Source organism: Deltaproteobacteria bacterium (assembly GCA_029210625.1).
Taxonomy (GTDB): domain Bacteria; phylum Myxococcota; class Myxococcia; order SLRQ01; family SLRQ01; genus JARGFU01.
In genome coordinates, this window is record JARGFU010000027.1 from 26,501 (window position 1) to 45,680 (window position 19,180).

Genomic DNA, 19,180 nt, shown 5'->3' on the forward strand with positions numbered 1-19,180 from the left:
AGGGCCTAGCCCTTCTTCGTCTCGACGGTGGTCTCCGAGGCGCGGCCCTCGGCGTCCTGCTGGGCGTTCCCACCCAGGCCGGGCACCCGGGCCACCAGGTCCTGCAGGCGGACCCCCGAGAGCTCCTCGAGGACCGGCGGCACCTGGGCCATCACCGCGGCGATGTCCCGGGTGAGGCGGGAGGCGCCTCCGCCCTCACCGCCGGCGTCGACGATGACGATCTTCTCGGTCTTCGCCAGGGGGGCGGAGACGGCCGCGGCCATCTTCGGCAGCATCTCCACGAACATCTGGGTGACCGCCGCGGAGTTGTACTTCTCCCAGGAGGCGGCCTTCTTCTCCATGGCCTCTGCCTCGGAGAGGCCCTTGGCCTTGATGACCTCGGCGTCGGCCAGGCCCTTCTGGCGGGAGGCGGTCGCCTCCGCCTCACCGGTGGCCTTGATGACCGCGGCCTCGGCGAAGCCCTGCGCCTGCTGGGCCTGGGCGCGGCCCTCCGCCTCGGCGGTGAGCTTGTACTTCTCGGCGTCGGCCTCGGTCTGGACGGCGTAGCGCTTGGCGTCGGCCGGCTTCTGCACGGTCGCCTCGAGCTCGCGCTGGCGCCGCTGGATCTCCTTCTCCTGAACGGCGATCTGCTGCTCCTTCTCGACGAGCTCGACCTTCACCTCCTCCTCCTTCACGGCCTGGCCGGTCTTGAAGCGCTGGAGGTCGTAGGCTAGGTCGGCGGCCGCCTTCTTCTCATTCACGGCGGCCTGGTACTCGGCCCGCTTGGACTCGTAGTCCCGGTTCGCCTCGGCGATCTGGGTCTCGGCGATGTAGCGGGCGCTCTCCCCCTCCTGCTTGGCCTTGGCGGCGCGGATCTGCGCGTCCCGGTCGGCCTCGGCCTGGGCGATGATCGCGTCCCGCTTCACCTGGGCGAGGCGGGGCTGGCCGAGGGCGTCGAGGTAGCCGTGGCTGTCCTTGATGTCCCGCAGGGTGAAGGAGACGATGCGCAGACCCATGTGGGCCAGGTCGGGGACCGCCGCCTCCTGCACGCGCTGGGAGAAGCCCTCGCGGTTCTTGTAGATCTCCTCGACGATCATCGTGCCGAGGATGGCGCGGAGGTGACCCTCGAGGGTCTGGCGGGCGACCGCCTGGATGTCGCGCAGCCCGCGGCCGAGGAACTGCTCGGCGGCGGTGCGGATGCCCACGTCGGTGGACTGCACCTTCACCTGGGCGATGCCGTCGACCTGCACCGGCACGCCCTGCTCGGTGTAGACCTCGGGGGTCGAGACGTCGATGGTGATCACCTCGAGGGAGAGGCGATCGAACTTCTGGAACATCGGGATCACCACGGCGCCGCCACCCACCCGGAGGCGCACCTTTCCGGTGCCGGAGATGACCAGGGCCTCGTTGGGCCCGGCCTTCTTCCAGAGGGTGGCGATGGTGAAGGCGATGCCGAAGACGACCCCGACGGCTGCAGCCGCGTACGGTGCTACGGAGATGATGACATCCATGTGGTCACTTCCTTTCTTGATTGGCTTCTAGGACGAGGGGTTCCTGTCGGAGTCGTTGGTGGAGCCTAGCCGTTCGAGTCGCCGCCCAACGGGCTCGCGCACGATCGCGGTGCTTCCTTCCAGCCGCTCGATGAGAACCGTGGTGCCTACTGGAAGAGAGCCGCCCGTGAGGCTGCGAGCGGCCATGTTCTGGAGGGAGCCGGCTGCGATGAGGCTCACCTCACCAACCTTTCCTTCCGGAATGCTGACCGAGACCTGAGCCTCGGCACCAAGGAGATGGCGTCGACGGACCTCGCTCGACTGGCTCCAGGTGGTCCGGAGCTTGTGGAAGAAGATGCCCACCGCGCCACCCATTCCCAGACCGGTGGTCAGTGCGATGGGAAGGTGAAGAAGGACCCCGAGGCCCAGTTCGAGGCTGGCGTAGCCGGCGAGGCCGAAGCCCGCGAGGAAGGCCGAGATCACGTAGGGCGAGAGAAATGGGAAGCCGGGTTGGGCCTCGCCCATTCCATACCCCGCGTCGATGCTGTCGATGCCCGTATGGGCGAGGTCGAGGGCGTGTCCGCCGGCGTCGGTTCCATGGAATCCACCGTCGACGTTCGCGTCCAGCCCACCGTCGAGGCCCTCGACGCCGCCGTCGAGCCCGCCGTCGAAGCCACCGTCGAGGCCGTCGACGCCCCCATCGATGGAGCCGTCGAAGCCGTCCACCGAGGAGGAGTCGCCTCCTCCGATCCCGGCCATGACACCCGAGAGGAGGACCCAGAGGGCACCGGTGAGTCCGGTGAAGGCGTAGATCCACGACCAGGTCATCACGTTGCGTCCTCGACGGCGGATTGCAGCAGGTCTGACAGGGTCGCTCGCCAGGTCACGACGAGCGCGTGCAGCTCACCCACCGCCCCGGCGACGGCCAGCTCTCCGAGGGTGCGGGCGGTCTCGAGCCGGGTGGTGAAGGGCAGGCGGGGGTCCTGGATCGGATCGAAGTAGGTCACCAGGATCCGGGCGTCCTCGAGGAGGGCCTCGTGGTCGGCGGGGGCGTCCGGCCGGCGCTGCATCGCCTCGAAGAGGAGGCTCTCCAGCTCGCGGGCGGCGGCCGTGAGGCGCTCGCGGCTCGCGTGGCTCGCGCGCCCCGAGGGGCCCGGGTCGAGCTCGGCGAGGGTGAGGGTCTCCTTCGCGCAGGCCTCGAGGTGGGCCAGGGTCGGATCGAGGGCGTCGGGGGGCGCGGTCAGGGTGCGGCGCCCGTGGCGGCGCAGGGTGGCGCGCAGGCTGCGGGGGAGGCGCCAGCGGGAGCGGGCCAGGGGGAGGGGCAGGGGAGGCGGGACGCGGCCGATGTGCTCGAGTCCGCCGAGGACCTCCTCGAAGCGCAGCAGGAGGGCGGCGTCGTGGAGGATCCCCTCGGGGCCCAGCAGCAGGCCCCGGACGGTGTCCCGCCGGTCGGCCTTCAGGCGGGGGGCGTCCGCCGCCTGGCCGAGCGCGCGCAGGAGCGCCTCGGCCGCGGTGGGCGCCAGGAAGCCCCGGGCCGCGGCCTCGACGGTGATGCCATGCCGTGCGCGGAACGCTCCGGGCACCGACTCCCTCCTCCCTTTGGTGGCGGTGGCCGGCCCGCTGGCTGACCCCCGCGTCCTCCCCCATGGGCCGGCGCGGCCGCCGGGCGCTACTCGTTCTTCTCGGCGAGCCGCTTCTTGAGGGCGTCGAGCTCGTCCTCCACCGCGCTCGAGGCCTTGAGCTGCTTGAGCTTCTGCTCGATCTCGAGCTCGGCCCGGATGTCCGGGTCGGCGCCGGTGCTCACCGAGGAGAGCTCCTCCATCGCCTCCACCTTGCCCTCGATCTGGAGGATCTTCTCCTCCATCCGGGCGAAGGCCGCGAAGGCCGTGTCGTCCTGCAGGGCCTGGTGGGTGCCCTGGGCGACCTCGCGGGCGGCGATCATGTCCTCCTTCACCTTGGCGGCCCGGAGCCGGGAGACGAGCTGGGTCTTCTTGCTCTTGGCCTCCTCGATCTTGCTCTCGAGGGCGGTCAGCGAGGCTCGCAGGGTGTCGACGTAGTCCTTCTGCACGACGACCTGCTCCTCGAGGGCGCTGGCGCGGGACTGGGAGGCGCTCTTGCGGCGCAGGGCCTCACGGGCGAGGTCGTCGTCGCCGCCCTCGACGGCCGTGATGGCCTTGCGCTCCCAGGCCGAGACCTCCTCGTTGGCCGTCTGGAGCTTCTTCTCGAGCACCTTCTGCTGGGCGAGGGTGTCGATGACCTCCTTCTTGGCCTCCTTGACGTTGTCCTGCATGTCCACGATGGACTGCTCCAGGATCTTCTCCGGATCCTCCGCCTTGGAGATGAGGTCGTTGAGGTTGCTCTTGATCAGGGTGCTGATGCGAGAAAGGACGCCCATGCCGTCTCCTTACGGGTGTGAGCCTCACCAGGATCTTCCGGTCGGGCGACCGATCCCCGGCGGTGTGAAAAAGTGCAGTCAATGTAACAGTTTCGGCGGTCTGGAGAAGGGGTCGGTTTCTGGCCTCGGGGTCTGACGGGCGATACCCTCGCCGGATGGAGGAAGGTGCCAAGCCATGAGCACCCTGCGCTCGGTCTACACCAACCTGCGGGCCGCCCGGACAACCATCCGGGATGTCAGGCGATTCCAGCAGATCGCCCGGGTCCTCATGCGCCATGGCTTCGGCTTCCTCTTCTCCCGCTTCTCCCGGGCCGACCCCGAGCTCAAGCGGGCGCTGGAAGAGGCCCTGGAGGGGGTCGAGGAGGGCGTGGAGAGCGCCCCCAGCGCCGCGACCATCGATCTGGCCCGGCGGGCGAGGGCCTCGATCGAGGAGCTGGGCCCGGTCTTCGTGAAGTTCGGGCAGATCCTCTCGACCCGCCCGGACCTGGTCCCGCCGGTCTTCTGCCGGGAGCTGCAGGGGCTGCAGGACGACGTCGGGCCGATGAGCTCCGAGCAGGCCGGCGAGGTGATCCGCGAGTCCCTGGGGGTCCCGGCCTCCGAGCTCTTCGCCGAGATCGACCCGGTGCCCATCGCCGCGGCCTCGGTGGCCCAGGTGCACGAGGCCCGCCTCGAGAGCGGGGAGCGGGTGGCGGTGAAGGTCCAGCGCCCGCGGATCGCGGACACCCTCGACGCCGACCTGGACATCCTCTACTTCCTCGCCCGCCAGGTGGTCGAGGTGGCCCCCGAGGCCCGCTTCTTCGATCCGGTGGGCATCGTCCGCGAGTTCGAGAAGGCCGTGCGCCGCGAGCTCGACTTCGCCCAGGAGGCGCGCAACCTCATCCGCTTCGCCCGGAACTTCGAGGGCGTGGAGGGCATCCACATCCCGCGGGTCTACCGGGAGTACTCCTCGACGCGGGTGCTGACGATGGAGTTCGTCGATGGCCGCAAGGTGCAGGAGGCCATCGAGGAGGGCTACATCGAGGCCGAGGTCTGCGCCCGGGAGCTGCTCAACGCGCTCTTCAAGCAGCTCTTCCAGGACGGCTTCTTCCACGGTGACCTGCACCCGGGGAACATCTTCGTCCTCGACGACGGGCGGATCTGCTTCCTCGACTTCGGTCTCTGCGCCCGGCTGACCCCGGAGCGGAAGGACCGGGTGGTGGACGTGCTCTTCGCCATCGGCCGCGAGGACTACGACGGCCTGGCCCGGGCCTTCTTCGAGCTGGGCATCCGCGAGGCCCCGGTCGACTACGACGCCTTCGTCGCCGACGTCTACGACGTCGCCGAGCGCAACCTGATGGACACGCCCCTCTCCGAGGTGGACGTGGGTCACCTCTTCCGCGAGCTGGTGGAGGGCTGTCAGCGCCACCGGATGCGGATGCCCGCCGACTACACCCTGGTCTTCAAGGCGCTGATGACCATCGAGGGCCTCGGCAAGCAGATCGCGCCGGACATGGACGTGATCGCCGAGGCGCAGCCCTTCATCCAGGAGCTGCTGCGCGACCGCTACAGCCCCGAGCGGCTGGTGCGGCGAGCGATGGAGGGGGTCCACGTCGCGGGCAAGCTGATGCGGCAGGTGCCGCCGGCGCTGACCCGGGTGCTGGAGGACATCGACTCCGGCAGGATGTCCCTGAAGGTCGAGCTGCCGGCGGTCGAGACCCTGGTGGAGGACCGCCGCCGCTCGGACACCCTCTGGGGCCTGGGCGCCACCTTCGGCATCCTCACCCTCTCGGCCACCCTCGCCCTCGGCTACGAGGGCTACCTCATCTGGGGCTTCCCGGCGGTGAGCTTCGTCGGCTACCTGCTGGCGCTGCCCTCGGCGGTGCTCTTCCTGCGGGCCTGGTGGCGGCGCTGAAGCATCCCGGGCTGATCTATGATGAAGGTCCACCCCAACCGGAAGGCAGACCCCTGAAGGACCCCGAGTACACGCTCCTCTTCGTCGACGACGAGGCGGACGTCGTGGAGATCCTCACCGACACCTTCGAGGTAGAGTACCGGGTCTTCTCGGCGACGAACGGCGAGGAGGCCCTGGCGATCCTCGAGCGGGAGTCGGTGGACCTGCTGGTCACCGACCAGCGGATGCCCCGGATGACGGGCATCCAGCTCATCGAGCGGGCGCACGAGCTCGATCCCGAGCTCATCTGCATCATCCTGACCGGCTACACCGACCCGCCGGACCTCATCGACGCGATCAACCGGGGGCAGGTCTACCGCTACCTCACCAAGCCCTGGGAGCTGCAGGACCTGACGCTGACCGTGCAGGCCGCCCTGGAGAGCGTCGCGCTGCGCCGGCAGAACGCCAGCCTCCTGATCGAGGCCCAGAGCCGCCTCTCGGCCCTCGAGGTCCTCTACGAGGTCAGCCGGGCGGCGGGCGGCGGCGCCACCTACCGGGAGATCGTCGATCACGTCACGGCCTTCCTGCCGCGGGTGGTGGAGCACGTGGTCTGCGGCACCCTCCTGCGGGTGCGGCCGGGTGAGCAGGGCGTCCTGACCCTGCGCTGCCAGGCCCCCGTCGGCGAGGCCGTGCTGCGGCGGCTGAAGGACGAGCTGATCCAGCGCTACGAGGAGACGACCACCGAGCACCTCGAGGAGGCCGACCTCCTGGTCCGGATCACGGGGCGCCGGACCACCGGCGCCGAAGCGCCGGGGGAGGACGAGCTCCCGGGCCGCATCTTCCTGCCCCTGCGCTCGGAGGGGCGCCCGGTGGGCGTGCTGGGGATCGCCGCCCAGAACCCCGACGCCTTCGGGGCCGGCACCGAGCGGGTCCTGGACATCCTCGCCAACCAGATCGCCGAGTCCATCGAGACCCTGCGGCAGCGGCACGACGCCGAGCGGCAGCGCCTCAAGCGGACCATCGACGGGATGGCCGACGGCCTGATCATGACCGACGCCCGGGGCGAGGTGCAGGTGGCGAACGCCGCCGCGCGCAAGCTCCTCGGCGTGCCGCTCACCACCACCATCGACACCACCTTCCTGCGCGAGAACCTCGGCTTCTACCCCTTCGAGCTGGTCCGCGGCTGGGAGCGGCGGGGCGAGCGCGACGTGAGCGAGGATCTCGTCGTCGAGGATCGGGTGCTCCACTCGGTGGTCTCGCCCCTCCTCGACGCGAACGGCGCCCTCGGCGGCGTGGTCGTTGCCCTGCGCGACGTCACCGGGGCCCGGGCCCTGGACCGGCGCAAGCAGGAGTTCGTCTCGATCATCAGCCACGAGCTGCGCACGCCGCTGACCGCCATCACCGGCGCCATCGACCTGCTCCTCAACGGGCTGGTCGGGGAGATCACCGAGAAGCAGCACCGCTACCTGAGCCTGGCCAAGGGCTCCTCCGAGCGCCTCAACCGCATCGTGGACGATCTGCTCGACCTCTCTCGCTTCGCCGCCGGCAAGGTGCAGCTGGAGCTGGAGGTCGTGGATCTGGTGCAGGTGGTGCGGGAGGCCGTCGAGCGCTATGAGGGGGCGGTGCAGCGCGCCAAGCAGGAGCTGCACTTCCGCCACCCCGAGGGGGCGGTGAAGGTCCTCGTGGACCGGGACCGGGTGGATCAGGTGCTCAACAACCTGCTGACCAACGCGGTGAAGTTCACCCCGGAGGAGGGCGGCCGGATCGAGGTGGAGGTCTTCACCGAGCAGGACGTGGCGTCCACCGCGGGCTTCTCGATCTGGAACTCCGGCGAGGCCATCCCCGGCGAAGATCTCGAGCGGATCTTCGAGCAGTTCGAGCGCTCCAAGGGGGCCCGCCGCATCCGCGGCACGGGCCTCGGGCTGCCGATCTGCCGTCAGCTGGTCGAGGCCCACGGCGGCAGCGTCTGGGCCGAGTCGCAGGAGGGGCAGGGGGCGCGCTTCGTCGTGACCCTGCCGCTGGGCTCCCTGGAGGCCGCCGAGGAGAAGGGCGAGCGCGAGGAGGTCACCCTCACCGGAGAGGGCCGGGTGCTGGTCGTCGACGACGACCGCGGCGCGGCCTACGCCATGAAGGGCATCCTCCTGGGGGCGGGCTACGAGGTCGAGGTCGCGCACCACGCCGAGGAGGCCCTGGGGCTGGCCCGCAAGCGCCGGCCGGCCCTGATGATCGTCGACGTCTGCATGCCCGAGGTGGACGGCACCCGCCTCATCGAGATCCTCCGCCACGATCCGGAGACCCGGGGCGTGCCGGTGCTCGCCGTCTCGGGGAAGGAGAGTGGCGAGCGGGTCGCCAAGGTCGGAGCCGCCGGCTTCCTCACCAAGCCGCTCCAGCCCGAGCGCTTCCTCGGCGTCGTGGCCTCGCTGATCTCCGGGATCCGGGAGGGGATGCGGGTGCTGGTCGTCGACGACGATTCACCGATCCGCCAGCTCTGCCGGGAGGCCCTCGAGTCGACCGGCTATCTGGTGGCCGAGGCCGAGGGGGCGCGGGCCGCGCAGGCGCAGATCTCCTCCTTCCGGCCGGATCTGGTGCTCCTCGACGTGATGCTCCCCGACGGCGACGGCTTCCAGTTCCTGGAGGCGCTGAAGGCCGACCGGGCCACCAAGCTCACCTCGGTGATCTTCATCTCCGCCCGGGGCGACACCAGCGACAAGGTGCGGGCCCTGCGCCTGGGCGGGGACGACTACATCGTGAAGCCCTTCGACGCCCAGGAGCTCGTCGCCCGGGTCGACACCGTCCTGCGCCGCCGCGAGCAGGAGCTCTCGGCCAGCCCGACGACCCGCCTGCCCGGCGGCATGGCGATCGAGCGGGAGGTGCAGCAGCGCATCGAGGCGAGGGAGCCCTACGCCCTCTGCTACCTCGACATCGACAACCTCAAGGCCTTCAACGACTACTACGGCTACGCCAAGGCCGACGGGGTGATCCTCCAGACCGGCGACCTGCTGGTGGAGGCGGTCGAGCACTACGGCAGCCCGGACGACTTCGTGGGCCACATCGCCGGTGACGACTTCGTCCTGGTGACCTCCCCCGAGCGGGCGGACGGCATCGGCCGCGCGGCCCTCGAGGCCTTCGACCGGATCATCCCCCTCTATTACAGCGGGAAGGACCGGCAGCGCGGCTTCATCGAGACCCAGGACCGCTACGGCACCGAGCGGCGCTTCCCGGTGATGACCCTCTCGGTCGTCTCGGTGATCGACCCCGGGGGGCGCTTCGTCGATCACGCCGAGGTGGCCAGCCGCGCGGCGGTCCTGAAGAAGCAGGCCAAGACGATGGACGGCAGCGTCTACATCCGGGACGACGACACGGCCGCAGAGACGGGATGAGCCTCTACCAGAAGCTGATCGTCTTCATGCTGGCGGCGACGGTCGTCCCCATGGCCGTGGTCGGCTTCGCCCTGGTCCGGCAGTCGGAGGACGCCCTGCGCGAGCGCATCCGCGCCGCCCAGGAGGAGGCGGCCGTGGCCGAGGCGCGGGCAGCGGCCACGCTGATCACCGAGCAGGTCGACGACCTGCGCCGGGCGGCCCACGCCTTCGATCTCCGGGGCGCCGACGAGGCCGCGCTGCAGGGCGCGCTGCGGATGATCTACCAGGCCGCCCCGGACGTCGCGATCACCCTGGTGGTCGACGACCGCGGCGCGCTGCAGGCCCCGCCGGTCTTCCTGGAGGATCCCGCGGCGATCCCGGAGCTCGCCGAGCACCCGGTGCGGGAGGCGGCGGCGGTCAGCCGCCTGCAGACCTTCGTCCCCCTGGAGCGGGCGGTGGAGGAGGGGGTGGGCGCGGTGGTCCTCTCCCCGCCCTACCTGGTCGCCGAGGCGCGAGAGGTCGCCTTCGCCCTCGCCTTGCCCGTGGCGCGGCAGCCGCAAGGGAACCTGGTCTTCGCCGCCGAGGTCTCCCTCGGGGCGCTCGTGGAGCAGGTGCAGTCGGTCTCGGCCCTCGGCGAGGTGATCATCGTCGACCGCGAGGGGAGGGTGGTCGTCCACCCGCAGCCCTCCCGCCTGCGCGAGCCGCTCGCCCTCGGGGGGCTGGTGGAGCACCTGCCCCTCACCGCCCGCGCCTCGCTCGATCTGTGGGAGGGGCAGGAGCGCCTCCTCGCCGCCGGCGCCCCGGTGCCCGTCCCCGGCCTGGACTGGACGGTGGTGATCGTGATGCCCCAGGCCCGGGCCTTCGCGAGCGTCGCGCGCCTGCGCTGGACCGTGCTGGGAGCCTCCGGGGCCACGGTGCTCCTCCTGCTCGTCCTCGGCGGCCTCTTCACCCGCCGCATCGGCCGCGCCCTGGGGAAGGTGCGCGCGGGCGCCGAGGCCTTCGGGCGAGGGGATCTGCTGCACCGGATCGACCCGCCCTCGGAGGAGGAGCTCCACGCCCTGGCGCTCTCCTTCAACGCCATGGGCGAGGAGATCCACGCGGCCCGCCAGAAGCTCGAGAGCTGGAACGACGAGCTGCAGGCCGAGGTGGAGGCGCGGACCGCCGAGCTGCGCGCCGCCCAGGCCCGGCTGCTCCAGGCCCAGAAGCTGGCCGCGGTGGGCCAGCTCGGCGCGGGGGTGGCGCACGAGATCAACAACCCCCTGGCCGGCATCCTGGGCAACGTGCAGCTGCTCCTGCTCAAGCGCCGCAAGGCCGGCGCCGAGGAGAAGGAGCTCTCGACCCTGGAGAAGATGGAGGAGGCGGCGCGGCGCTGCCGGGCCATCACCCAGACCCTCCTCGAGTTCTCCCAGCAGGCCGACGGTCATCCGCAGCCGGTGGACGTGGGGGAGCTGCTCGCGGCCGCGGCCGCCGCCAGCGCGAGCCAGCGCGAGGAGCCGGGCGTGGAGGTCGAGCTCGAGGTGGCGGAGGACCTGCCCCGGCTGCAGGCGGATCGCGGCCAGCTCCAGCAGGCGCTGATGCACCTGCTCTCCAACGCGCAGATCGCGGTCGGGGAGGGCGCCGGCGGCCGGGTGCGGGCCGGGGCGCGGCGCGAGGGGGACGAGCTCGTGCTCTGGGTCGCGGACGACGGGGTTGGCATCCCGGCCGCGGACCGCGAGCGGATCTTCGAGCCCTTCTTTACCACCAAGCGGCACTGGACCAGCCTCGGCCTGGGGCTGGCGGTCACCTACCGGATCGTCGAGGCCCACGGAGGCCGGATCGAGGTGAAGAGCGAGGTGGGCGAGGGGACGGAGGTTTCCCTGCGCCTGCCCATCGATCCATAGTCGAGAGCGTCCGTGGCGAAGCGCAAGAACCTCATCTTCGGTCTGGCGGTGCTGGCGCTGCTCCTGGTGGTGCCGCTGGCGTGGTGGATGCTCCTGGAGCGGCCGCCGCTGCCGCCCCCGCCCGCCGCGACGCCGCCGCCCGAGCTCGAGGTGCCGCCGCCGCCTCCCGCCGAGGCCCGGGTGGTGGTCCCCGAGGCCGTCGACGTGGTGGCGGTGAGCGGCGAGGTGCTGGTGCAGCGGGGAGAGAGCGGGAGCTGGCAGCCCCTGGGGGCGGGGGAGCAGCTCTCGACCACCGATCGGATCCGCACGGGGAAGGCGTCGGAGGTGCGGCTGCGCGCCGCCGACCACACCGTCACGCTGGTGCCCCACACCGAGCTGAAGGTGGGGGAGCTCACCGCCGAGCTCTCCGCCTTCCTCCTGCGCCGGGGCATGGTGCGGGCCTCCGCCGAGGGTCCCCGGGCGCTGCGCTTCGGCGCCGCCGAGAGTGACGTGCAGGTCGAGGCCCGGCAGGGCCGCTTCGACCTGGCCACCGACGGGAAGGGGACCGTCGCGGTGGCGAGCACGGCGGGAGAGGTGGAGGTGTCGGCGCGCGGCGAGGCCGTGGTCCTCCAGCCCGGCTTCGAGACCCTCGTGCGCAAGGGGCAGGCCCCCACCGCGCCGGCGCCGATCCCCGCGGAGCTGCTCCTGCGGGTGAAGTGGCCGACGGCCCGCCGGACGAACAAGCGCGCGATCACCGTGGAGGGGCGGACCCGGCCGGCCGCCCTCGTCTTCCTCGACGGAGCGCTGGTGGAGGTGGCGGAGGACGGGAGCTTCAGCCAGCGGCTGCCCCTGAAGGAGGGCCGCAACCAGGTCCAGCTCGAGGGCATGAGCGTCGGCGGTCAGGCGGGCACGCAGCGCAGCCCGGTGATCGTGGTCGATACCAAGGGGGCGAAGGCGGACTTCGACACCAAGGAGCTGTGGGAGTAGGTGCTCACGTTGAGCACACCGGGCGCCGGGCTCCCACAATGTCGGAAAATGCGTACATTGACGGGGGTTTAGCCGACTCCTACGATCCACGTAGGAGGCACATGGGCAGACTCGCGACCACCACAGCCGCTCTCCTCTTTGCTCTGGCGGTGGGCAAGCCGGCGACGGCGCAGGTGACCATCGACGGCGCCGCGGTGCAGGTCACCACCCGCGTCACCAGCCAGCTCGATCCGAGCATCGACGGTGATCTGGTCGTCTACTCCGACCTCTCCAGTGGCGACGCGGACGTCTACTACACCGACCTCTCCACCGGAGTGGAGTCGCAGGTGACCACCGCGCCGGGCTTCCAGCAGCTGCAGGACGTCGGCGGTGGCGTGATCGTGTACTCCGAGCTCTCGCCCGCGACCGGCGCGTCGGTGATCCAGACCCACGACGTCTCGACCGGGCTCACCGCGCCGGTCGTCTCGGCGACGGCCAACGACTCGAACCCGACCATCTCGGGGGGCGTCGTCGCCTTCCAGGGGCTCGGCGCCAGCTTCGACATCTACGCCTACGATCTCTCGGTCGGCGCGACGATGGCGATCACGGCGACCGCCGCGCACGAGACCGAGCCCCGGGTCGATGGCTCGCGGATCGTCTACCAGCGCCTCTCGGGCACCCGCTGGGACGTGCTCCTCTTCGATCTCTCCACCAACAGCGAGCAGCTCCTCGCCGCGGGCCTCGCCACTCCGCCCACGCCGGATCTCTCCGGCGACACCGTGGTCTGGGTCGGCGGCGTGGCGGGCGACTCCGACATCATGGTCCTCGATCTCGCCACCGGGAGCGCACAGACCCTCGCCGCGCCGGGCGATCAGAACCGCCCGCGGGTCTCCGGCGCGATGCTCGCCTACGACGATCTGGGGGGAACGGATCTCGACGTGGTGGTCCGCCACCTGCCGAGCGGCGCCGAGCGCCGGATCGGCGGGGCCGTCGGCAGCGTGGAGTTCCTCAACGACCTCACCGAGGGGCGGGTCGCCTACACCAGCGACGTCTCCGGCAACTTCGACATCTGGGTCTACGAGTTCACCCTGAGCGAGCCGCCTCCCCCGGGTGATCTCTGCGAGGGTGGGGCGACCCCCGACGAGAGCTACGTCTTCGACGAGGACGCGAGCGCGACGATCGCTGGCTCGGGTAGCGGCCAGCTGGTCGTCCGCGCCGAGGGCGACTGCGAGGACACGATCGTCTCCCTCGATGGCGCGACCCTCCTCGGCGAGGAGGACTTCGCCAGCGGCGCGGCCTGCTGGTCCCTGGCGGTGAGCGTTGCCGGGGGCGAGATCGTGAGCGTCGCCCTCGACGACGACCACGACGACGACGGCGAGACCGGCGACGAGGACGACCACGCCGGCTGCACCCACGAGAACCAGCGCGGCCAGGGCCACACCGAGCACGGCAACGGCAACGGCTACGGGCACTACAAGGACCGCGGCGAGAGCTGCTCGGTCAGCGTGGAGCTCTACCTGGACGCCCCGGAGTCCGAGCCCCTGGCCAGCTGCGCGACCGGGACGGGCGGCGCCGGCCTCTGGCTCCTCCTGCTGGTCCTGGGGGGGCTCGCCCTCTCCCGCCGCCAGGAGCGGGCGCCGATCCGCGTGCGCCACTCTGACCGCCGCTTCAGGTAGCATTCCCCCCTGATGGGAGGGGTGAAACACGCCATCGTGTGGGCGGTGCTCCTGCGCCTCGCGGCGCCCGCTCTGGCCCTGGCCGGGGAGGGGACCGGAGGGCTGGAGCTCTGGCTCACCGCGCCCGACGCCACCGTCACCCGGCCCCTCGACTTCGCCCTCGTCCGCCGGGACGCCGAGGGCCGGGTGGTTTCGCCGGGGGAGGTCGAGGTCGAGGCCCGGCCGGGTCGGGTCGCCCCGCTGGACTGCCCCGATCCCCGCCTGCGCTGCTTCCAGCTGATCCCGCCCCCCGCCCACCGCGGAGAGCTCCTCCTCGTGGCGAGCGCCGGGGAGGCGCGCGTCTCCCGCCGGCTCGTCCTCGGACCCCCCGAGTCCGCGCGGATCGAGCTCTCGGTCGAGCCGGCCGTGCTGGTGAAGCGGCCGGGGGCCACGGCGACGGTGCGGGTGAAGGTCACCGGGAGCAGCGGCGGCGTGATCCCGATCTTGAGCACGAACCTCGGTGAGGTGGGGCCCCTCGAGCCCGAGGGGGAGGGGGCCTTCCGGGCCACCTACCGCCCGAGCGAGAAGCGCTACCCCGAGGTGGCGATCCTCTCGGCCTTCCTCCCCTTCCCGGACGCGAGCTCGCCGGCCTTCGCTTTGGCGCAGGTGCAGCTGCCCCTCCCGGCCGCCATCGATCTGCCCGGCAAGACCCGGCCGCGGGTGCAGATGTCGGTGGAGATCGCGGGGGAGACCTTCGGCCCGGTGCCCTCGGACGAGCGAGGGCACTTCCAGGTGCCGGTGGTCGTCCCCCCGGGGCACGGCGAGGCGCGCGGGGTCTCCATCGACAAGCTGGGCAACCGGCGCCGCACGCCCATCGATCTCCGCCTGCCGCCCACCAACCGCCTGGCGGCCACCGCCCACCCGCGCACGCTGGTGGCGGACGGTCACTCGATGGCGCAGGTGGTGGTCACGGTGATCGACGCCTTCGGCAGGCCCGCGGAGGGCAGCGCGCCGGTGCTGGCGGTCGAGCGCGGCCGGCTCTCGGCGCCCGAGCCCGCAGGGGTGGGCAGCTACCGTGCCTGGTACACCGCGCCGGTCGGCGTGGGGGAGGGGCTGGATCGGCTCACGGTCACCCTGCCGCGGGATCGCAAGTCGAAGGCGACGCTCGAGCTTCGCCTCCTCCCGGGGCCTCCCGTCACGGCGTCGGTCGAGGTCGAGCCCGGGGTCGTCGCCGCGCCCTCGGACGAGCAGGTCCGGATCCAGCTCTCGGTGCAGGACGCCTGGGGCAGCCCGGTGGCGGCGCCCAGGGTGAGCGTCGAGGCGGCGCGGGGGAGGGTGCGGGCCGACGCCCCCCTGGCCCTGCGCTACCTGCCGCCCTCCACGCCCGAGGGGTGGGAGGACCCGCTCACGATCCGGATCTCCCCGGCCCGCGAGCCCCGGGCGGTCGCCGCGGCCATCGATGTCGAGGCCGGCGCGCTGGTGCTCCTCGGCGTCGGCGGGCGGCCGGTCCCGGGCACGGAGCTGACGATCGGAGAGGCGGAGAGCACGCGCACCGACGCGCAGGGCGAGGTGCCGCTGCCCGAGGGAGAGACGATCTCCCTGCGCTGGGCCGGCCGCGGCGAGGACTTCCTCCTGCACCGGGCCCTCGACCTCGAGGGACGCCCGGTGGTCTTCCCCGGCCACCGCCGGGAGCTGGTCCTCACCTCGAGGGTGATCCTGATGGAGCCCGAGCCGGTGCGGGTGAGGGTGGCGATCGAGGCCGTCGGCGGCGCGCCGGCCCTCGTGCGGTGGAGCGTGAACCCCGACGCCGGGGAGCGGCGGGTGCGCCTGCAGGTCGGTGAGCGCGAGCCCATCGAGCAGCGGGGCCTCTCCGGCGAGTGGCGGGGCGAGGCGGCGGCCGGCGAGCTGGTCACCGTCACCGATCTGGAGACCGGGGTCATCGGGGTGGTGGAGATGAGGGCCCCGTGAGGCGGGCGCTCACGCTCGCCGGCCTCGCCGCCGCGCTCCTGGGTGGGCCCCGCTTGGCGGCCGCGCAGCTCGCGGCGAGCGAGCCCGCCACCACGGTGCTCGGCGAGGTCTGCGAGGACCTCGGGGCCGACGGCCGCTGCGACCCTGCCGATCCGCCCCTCGGCGGGGTGGTGATCCGCACGACCCGGGGGGCCGTCGTCCGCACCGATGCCCGGGGCCGCTTCCGGCTCCCGGTCATCGGCGCCCGCAGCCTGGCCCGGGACGAGGTCGGCCGCCTGCGACCGCGCCTGGAGCAGCTCTACCTCTTCGTGGACTCCCGCTTCCTCGGCGGCCGGCGGTCCCCCCCCGCCGGGCAGTGGGTCGATCTGATCCCCGGCGGCACGGTGGGGGTGACCTTCGCCCTCGCGCTCGAGCGGGCCGGAGAGCCCGAGCGCTCCCGCGCCGGCGTCGAGACGGGGGTGCTCCCGGCGGCCGCACAGGAGGCGGCGGGCTTCACCCTGCAGGTGCCCTACGAGCTGCGGCCGGGGCACCTGCTGGAGGTGGAGGGCGTGCCCGTCGCGGCCGGCGAGGACGGCGTGGCCCGGCTGCCGGTGCCCCTCGAGGGCCGGGAGGGCGTCACGACCTTCGTCGATCGCGCGCCGGACGGGCTGGCCCAGGTGCTGGAGGTGCGGGCCCTGCGCGTGCCCTGGGAGAACGGCGCTCAGCTCCTCGTCCACCGGGAGGTGGAGCGCCTGGCGGTGCTGGAGCTGCCTTCGGGGCCGGTGGCCCCGGGGAGGCTGCGCGTGGCGGTGCGGGCGCCGCCGGGCACCACCCTCCGCCTCGGCGACGCCGAGGCCCTGACGATCGACGAGAGCGGGCGGGGCGAGCGGTGGATCGAGGTGGCGGGTGAGCCCCTCGAGATCGAGCTGCTGCGCCCCGACGGCCGGCGGCGGTCGCTGCGCCTCGAAGTGCCGGTGGATCCCCGCCTGCTGCGCACCCTCCACGTCGCCGCGGATCTGCGCGCCGGCCACGGGGACGGTGTCTTCGGCGAGGGGCGGGTGGAGCTCCTCGGCGAGCTGCCGCTCCTCGGCGGGACCCTCGGGGGCGGGCTGCTCCTCTCCGACGCCCGGATCGTCGAGTGGGGGCGCGGCGGCCGGCTGCTCACCGCCGCGAACGGGCCGGTCTACGGGCGGGTCCCCGATCCCGAGGTGGTCGGCCACACCTTCGCCGACGAGAGCGTCTTCGTCGACGAGAACCCGGCGGCGCTCACCCTCTGGGGCGGCTGGCGGGGCGAGGCCGGCGAGGTCGGCTTCGGCGGCGGGCGCACGCCGCTGGTGGGCGGCGAGGTCGGGCGCTTCGACCGGGCGACCCTCGGACCGTCCGTGGATCTCGCCGCGGAGCTGGGCTCCACGCGCGTGCGCTTCGCTGGCGCCGCCGACGCCTGGGGAGTGCCCCTGATGGACGACCCGGGGGTGCTGCCGGCCCACGCCCTGCTCGAGGCCACCGGCGGCGCCTTCTACCTCCTGCCCCACCGGCGGATCGCCGAGGGCTCGGAGCGGCTCTGGATCGAGCACCTCGATCCTTCCTCCGGGCTGCCCCTCGACCGTCGGCTGCTGCGGCGGGGCCGGGACTACGAGCTGGACCTCGAGAGCGGGCGGGTGCTGCTCGCGGCGCCGCTGGGCCTCTCGGGGATCGCGCCGGGCGGCCGGCTGGGCGAGCGGTCGCTCGGAGGCCCCGCGCGGCTGGTGGCCGACTACCACTACCGCCCGGACGGAGCCGGGCGGGGCTACGCCGCTGGTGGGGCGCGGGTGTCGGTGGAGCAGGGCTGGCTGCGGGCCGGGGTGCAGGCCGCGGGGGTGAACGCCGGGCGCTACGGGCTGCTGGCGGGGGACGTCGCCCTCGAGCCGCTGGAGGGCCTCTCTCTCTCGGCGAGCGTGGCCCGCTCGGCGGGCAACCCCTTCTTCCCGGAGCCAGTCTCCTCGTTCGTGTGGCCCGGCGTCTTCCTCTCGGACGCGGCCACCAGCCTGGACGGGGGCGAGCGCTACCTCCAGGAGCAGGTGGGAGGGCTCGACGAGCAGCGAGGCCTGGCCCTGGCCGCCCGCCTCCGCTACGACGCCGGGGGGCTCTTCGGGCTGGAGGCGATGGGCCAGCAGCGGGATCGTGGCTTCGCCGACGGGACCGGTCTGGGCGGCGCACGGGCCCTCGGAGCCCGGCTGTGGGTGGGCGACGAGGACCTGGGGCTCTTCGCCGACCTGGGACTGGGGGAGGGGCCGTCGACGGGTTGGGGGCAGTACCACGAACGGCAGGGGGGCTCGCTGCGGGGGCAGGCCCGACTGGGAGACTTCGGGCTGTCGCTGGAGGGCGGCTACCGGTCGTACACGACCGTCGTCACGGAAGGGGTCGCGGGCGGTCGCTACGAGGGTCACCACCTCTTCACCGGCCTCGAGCTCTCCTGGCGGGCCAGCGAGTCCCTCGAGCTGCTCGTCGGTCACCTCCAGGGCTTCGCCCGCGGCGGCACCGGACCGATGGCCGAGGATCCGACCTTCACCTCGGTGGGGGTGCGGACGAGCCTGCCCTCGCTGGGGCGGCTGGAGGCGCGGGGCGGCGTGCACCTCGACGGCCGCCCGGGCTTGCGCCTCTCCTGGCTGGCCGAGCAGCGAGGCGAGACGCGCTACGCGAACTTCGCCACCGAGACCGACCGCGCCTGGGACGGCCAGGGGCAGGCCTCGGTGGTCGGCGGCCGGCAGGTGGTGGGCATGAGCACCGACCTCTTCGCCGAGTCGCGGGTGACCCGCGACCTCGCCGGGGCCGCCGAGGCAGGCACGGCGGTCGGCGGCCGCTGGGGCGAAGGGCCGCTCTCGCTCACCGCCACCTACGAGCGCGCCGCCCGGCCCACCGAGAGCCTCGGGCGCCTGCGCGACGGACTCTTCCTGCGGGCCGGCTGGAGCGGGAGGAGGCTCTCGATCTCGGCCTTCGGCGAGAACACCCGGGCCTACGCGAGCGTGTTCGAACGCGCGTTCACCCGTCGCTCGGTGGGGGGCTTGAGCCTGCACCTCGCGCCCGCCGACGGCCTCGCCCTCGGCCTGCGCGCGCTGACCTCGATCGTCGAGCGCGAGGGGGGCCTCGACGACACCGCCGGCGTGGAGGCCAGCTCGGACCTGGTCTACCGGCCCGCGCGGGGGCTCCTCTCCCTCGCCTACCTCCACTACGGCCTGCGCTCCGATCCACGGGTGGACGCCGCCGGCCTCTGGCACCGCCGCCACGACGCCCGGGCGGGCCTCGGCCTCGGCCGCTCCACCGGGCCGACCCTCCTGCTCGCCGGGGTGCTGGCGGTGGACGAGGCGCGCCGCCCCTCCACCGGCGAGGCGCCGGCGGCGCGCGCCCTGGTCGGCACCCTCCGGGGCAGCTGGCCCCTCTTCGGGCGGGTCGAGCCGGTGCTGGAGCTGGGCCTGCGCCGCCTCTGGGGCGCGGGCGAGGATCTGCCGGTGGCGACCCTGCGGGCGGAGGTGCTGGCGGTGCTCGGCCCGCTGCGCCTGGGCCTGGGTGGCGCGCTCACCGGCTTCACCGGGGAGGGCACCGAGGCCGTCTCGGGCGAGCCCGCGGCGCCCCGGATCTACCTCGTGCTGCGGGGGGCGCTGTGAGCGGAGGCGCTAGAATGAG

The 19,180-nt window shown here is 72.9% G+C and carries 11 protein-coding genes; 7 read left to right on the forward strand and 4 right to left on the reverse strand.

What is annotated here, in order from left to right; all coding sequences use genetic code 11:
- Nucleotides 1–5: 5 nt before the first annotated feature.
- From P1V51_20870 to P1V51_20885, 4 genes are all read right to left on the reverse strand, one after another.
- On the reverse strand, nt 6–1,490 hold the full coding sequence (locus P1V51_20870) for an SPFH domain-containing protein (protein MDF1565503.1): 1,485 nt from the start codon (nt 1,488–1,490) through the stop codon (nt 6–8).
- A 27-nt stretch (nt 1,491–1,517) separates the two neighbouring features.
- Complete coding sequence (locus P1V51_20875; GenBank protein MDF1565504.1) at nt 1,518–2,297, reverse strand: hypothetical protein; 780 nt, start codon at nt 2,295–2,297, stop codon at nt 1,518–1,520.
- Nucleotides 2,297–3,052, reverse strand: a complete 756-nt coding sequence (locus P1V51_20880; protein MDF1565505.1) for a hypothetical protein — start codon at nt 3,050–3,052, stop codon at nt 2,297–2,299. The genes P1V51_20875 and P1V51_20880 overlap by 1 nt, the downstream gene beginning before the upstream one ends.
- Before the next feature lie 86 nt (nt 3,053–3,138).
- Nucleotides 3,139–3,864 (reverse strand): PspA/IM30 family protein, encoded by a 726-nt coding sequence (locus tag P1V51_20885; protein MDF1565506.1) that lies wholly within the window; start codon nt 3,862–3,864, stop codon nt 3,139–3,141.
- 175 nt (nt 3,865–4,039) lie between these two features.
- On the opposite strand from P1V51_20885, the gene P1V51_20890 reads away from it, so the two are divergent.
- From P1V51_20890 to P1V51_20920, 7 genes are all read left to right on the forward strand, one after another.
- Nucleotides 4,040–5,755, forward strand: coding sequence for an AarF/ABC1/UbiB kinase family protein (locus P1V51_20890; protein ID MDF1565507.1), 1,716 nt, complete (start codon nt 4,040–4,042; stop codon nt 5,753–5,755).
- Nucleotides 5,756–5,808: 53 nt separating this feature from the next.
- The gene (locus P1V51_20895) at nt 5,809–9,114 is read left to right on the forward strand and encodes a response regulator (protein ID MDF1565508.1); all 3,306 of its coding nucleotides are present in this window, start codon (nt 5,809–5,811) and stop codon (nt 9,112–9,114) included.
- Nucleotides 9,111–10,973 carry an ATP-binding protein gene (locus P1V51_20900; GenBank protein MDF1565509.1) on the forward strand — a complete coding sequence of 621 codons (1,863 nt, stop codon included), beginning with the start codon at nt 9,111–9,113 and terminating at the stop codon, nt 10,971–10,973. The genes P1V51_20895 and P1V51_20900 overlap by 4 nt, the downstream gene beginning before the upstream one ends.
- A gap of 12 nt (nt 10,974–10,985) precedes the next feature.
- Nucleotides 10,986–11,939, forward strand: a complete 954-nt coding sequence (locus P1V51_20905) for a FecR domain-containing protein (GenBank protein MDF1565510.1) — start codon at nt 10,986–10,988, stop codon at nt 11,937–11,939.
- Between the two features lie 101 nt (nt 11,940–12,040).
- Nucleotides 12,041–13,594: a hypothetical protein gene (locus P1V51_20910; GenBank protein MDF1565511.1), complete on the forward strand. Its 1,554-nt coding sequence runs from the start codon at nt 12,041–12,043 to the stop codon at nt 13,592–13,594.
- Between the two features lie 12 nt (nt 13,595–13,606).
- Entirely contained in the window at nt 13,607–15,541 is a 1,935-nt protein-coding gene (locus P1V51_20915) for an Ig-like domain-containing protein (protein MDF1565512.1), read from the forward strand.
- Nucleotides 15,538–19,161 (forward strand): hypothetical protein, encoded by a 3,624-nt coding sequence (locus P1V51_20920; protein ID MDF1565513.1) that lies wholly within the window; start codon nt 15,538–15,540, stop codon nt 19,159–19,161. The genes P1V51_20915 and P1V51_20920 overlap by 4 nt, the downstream gene beginning before the upstream one ends.
- Nucleotides 19,162–19,180: the final 19 nt, after the last annotated feature.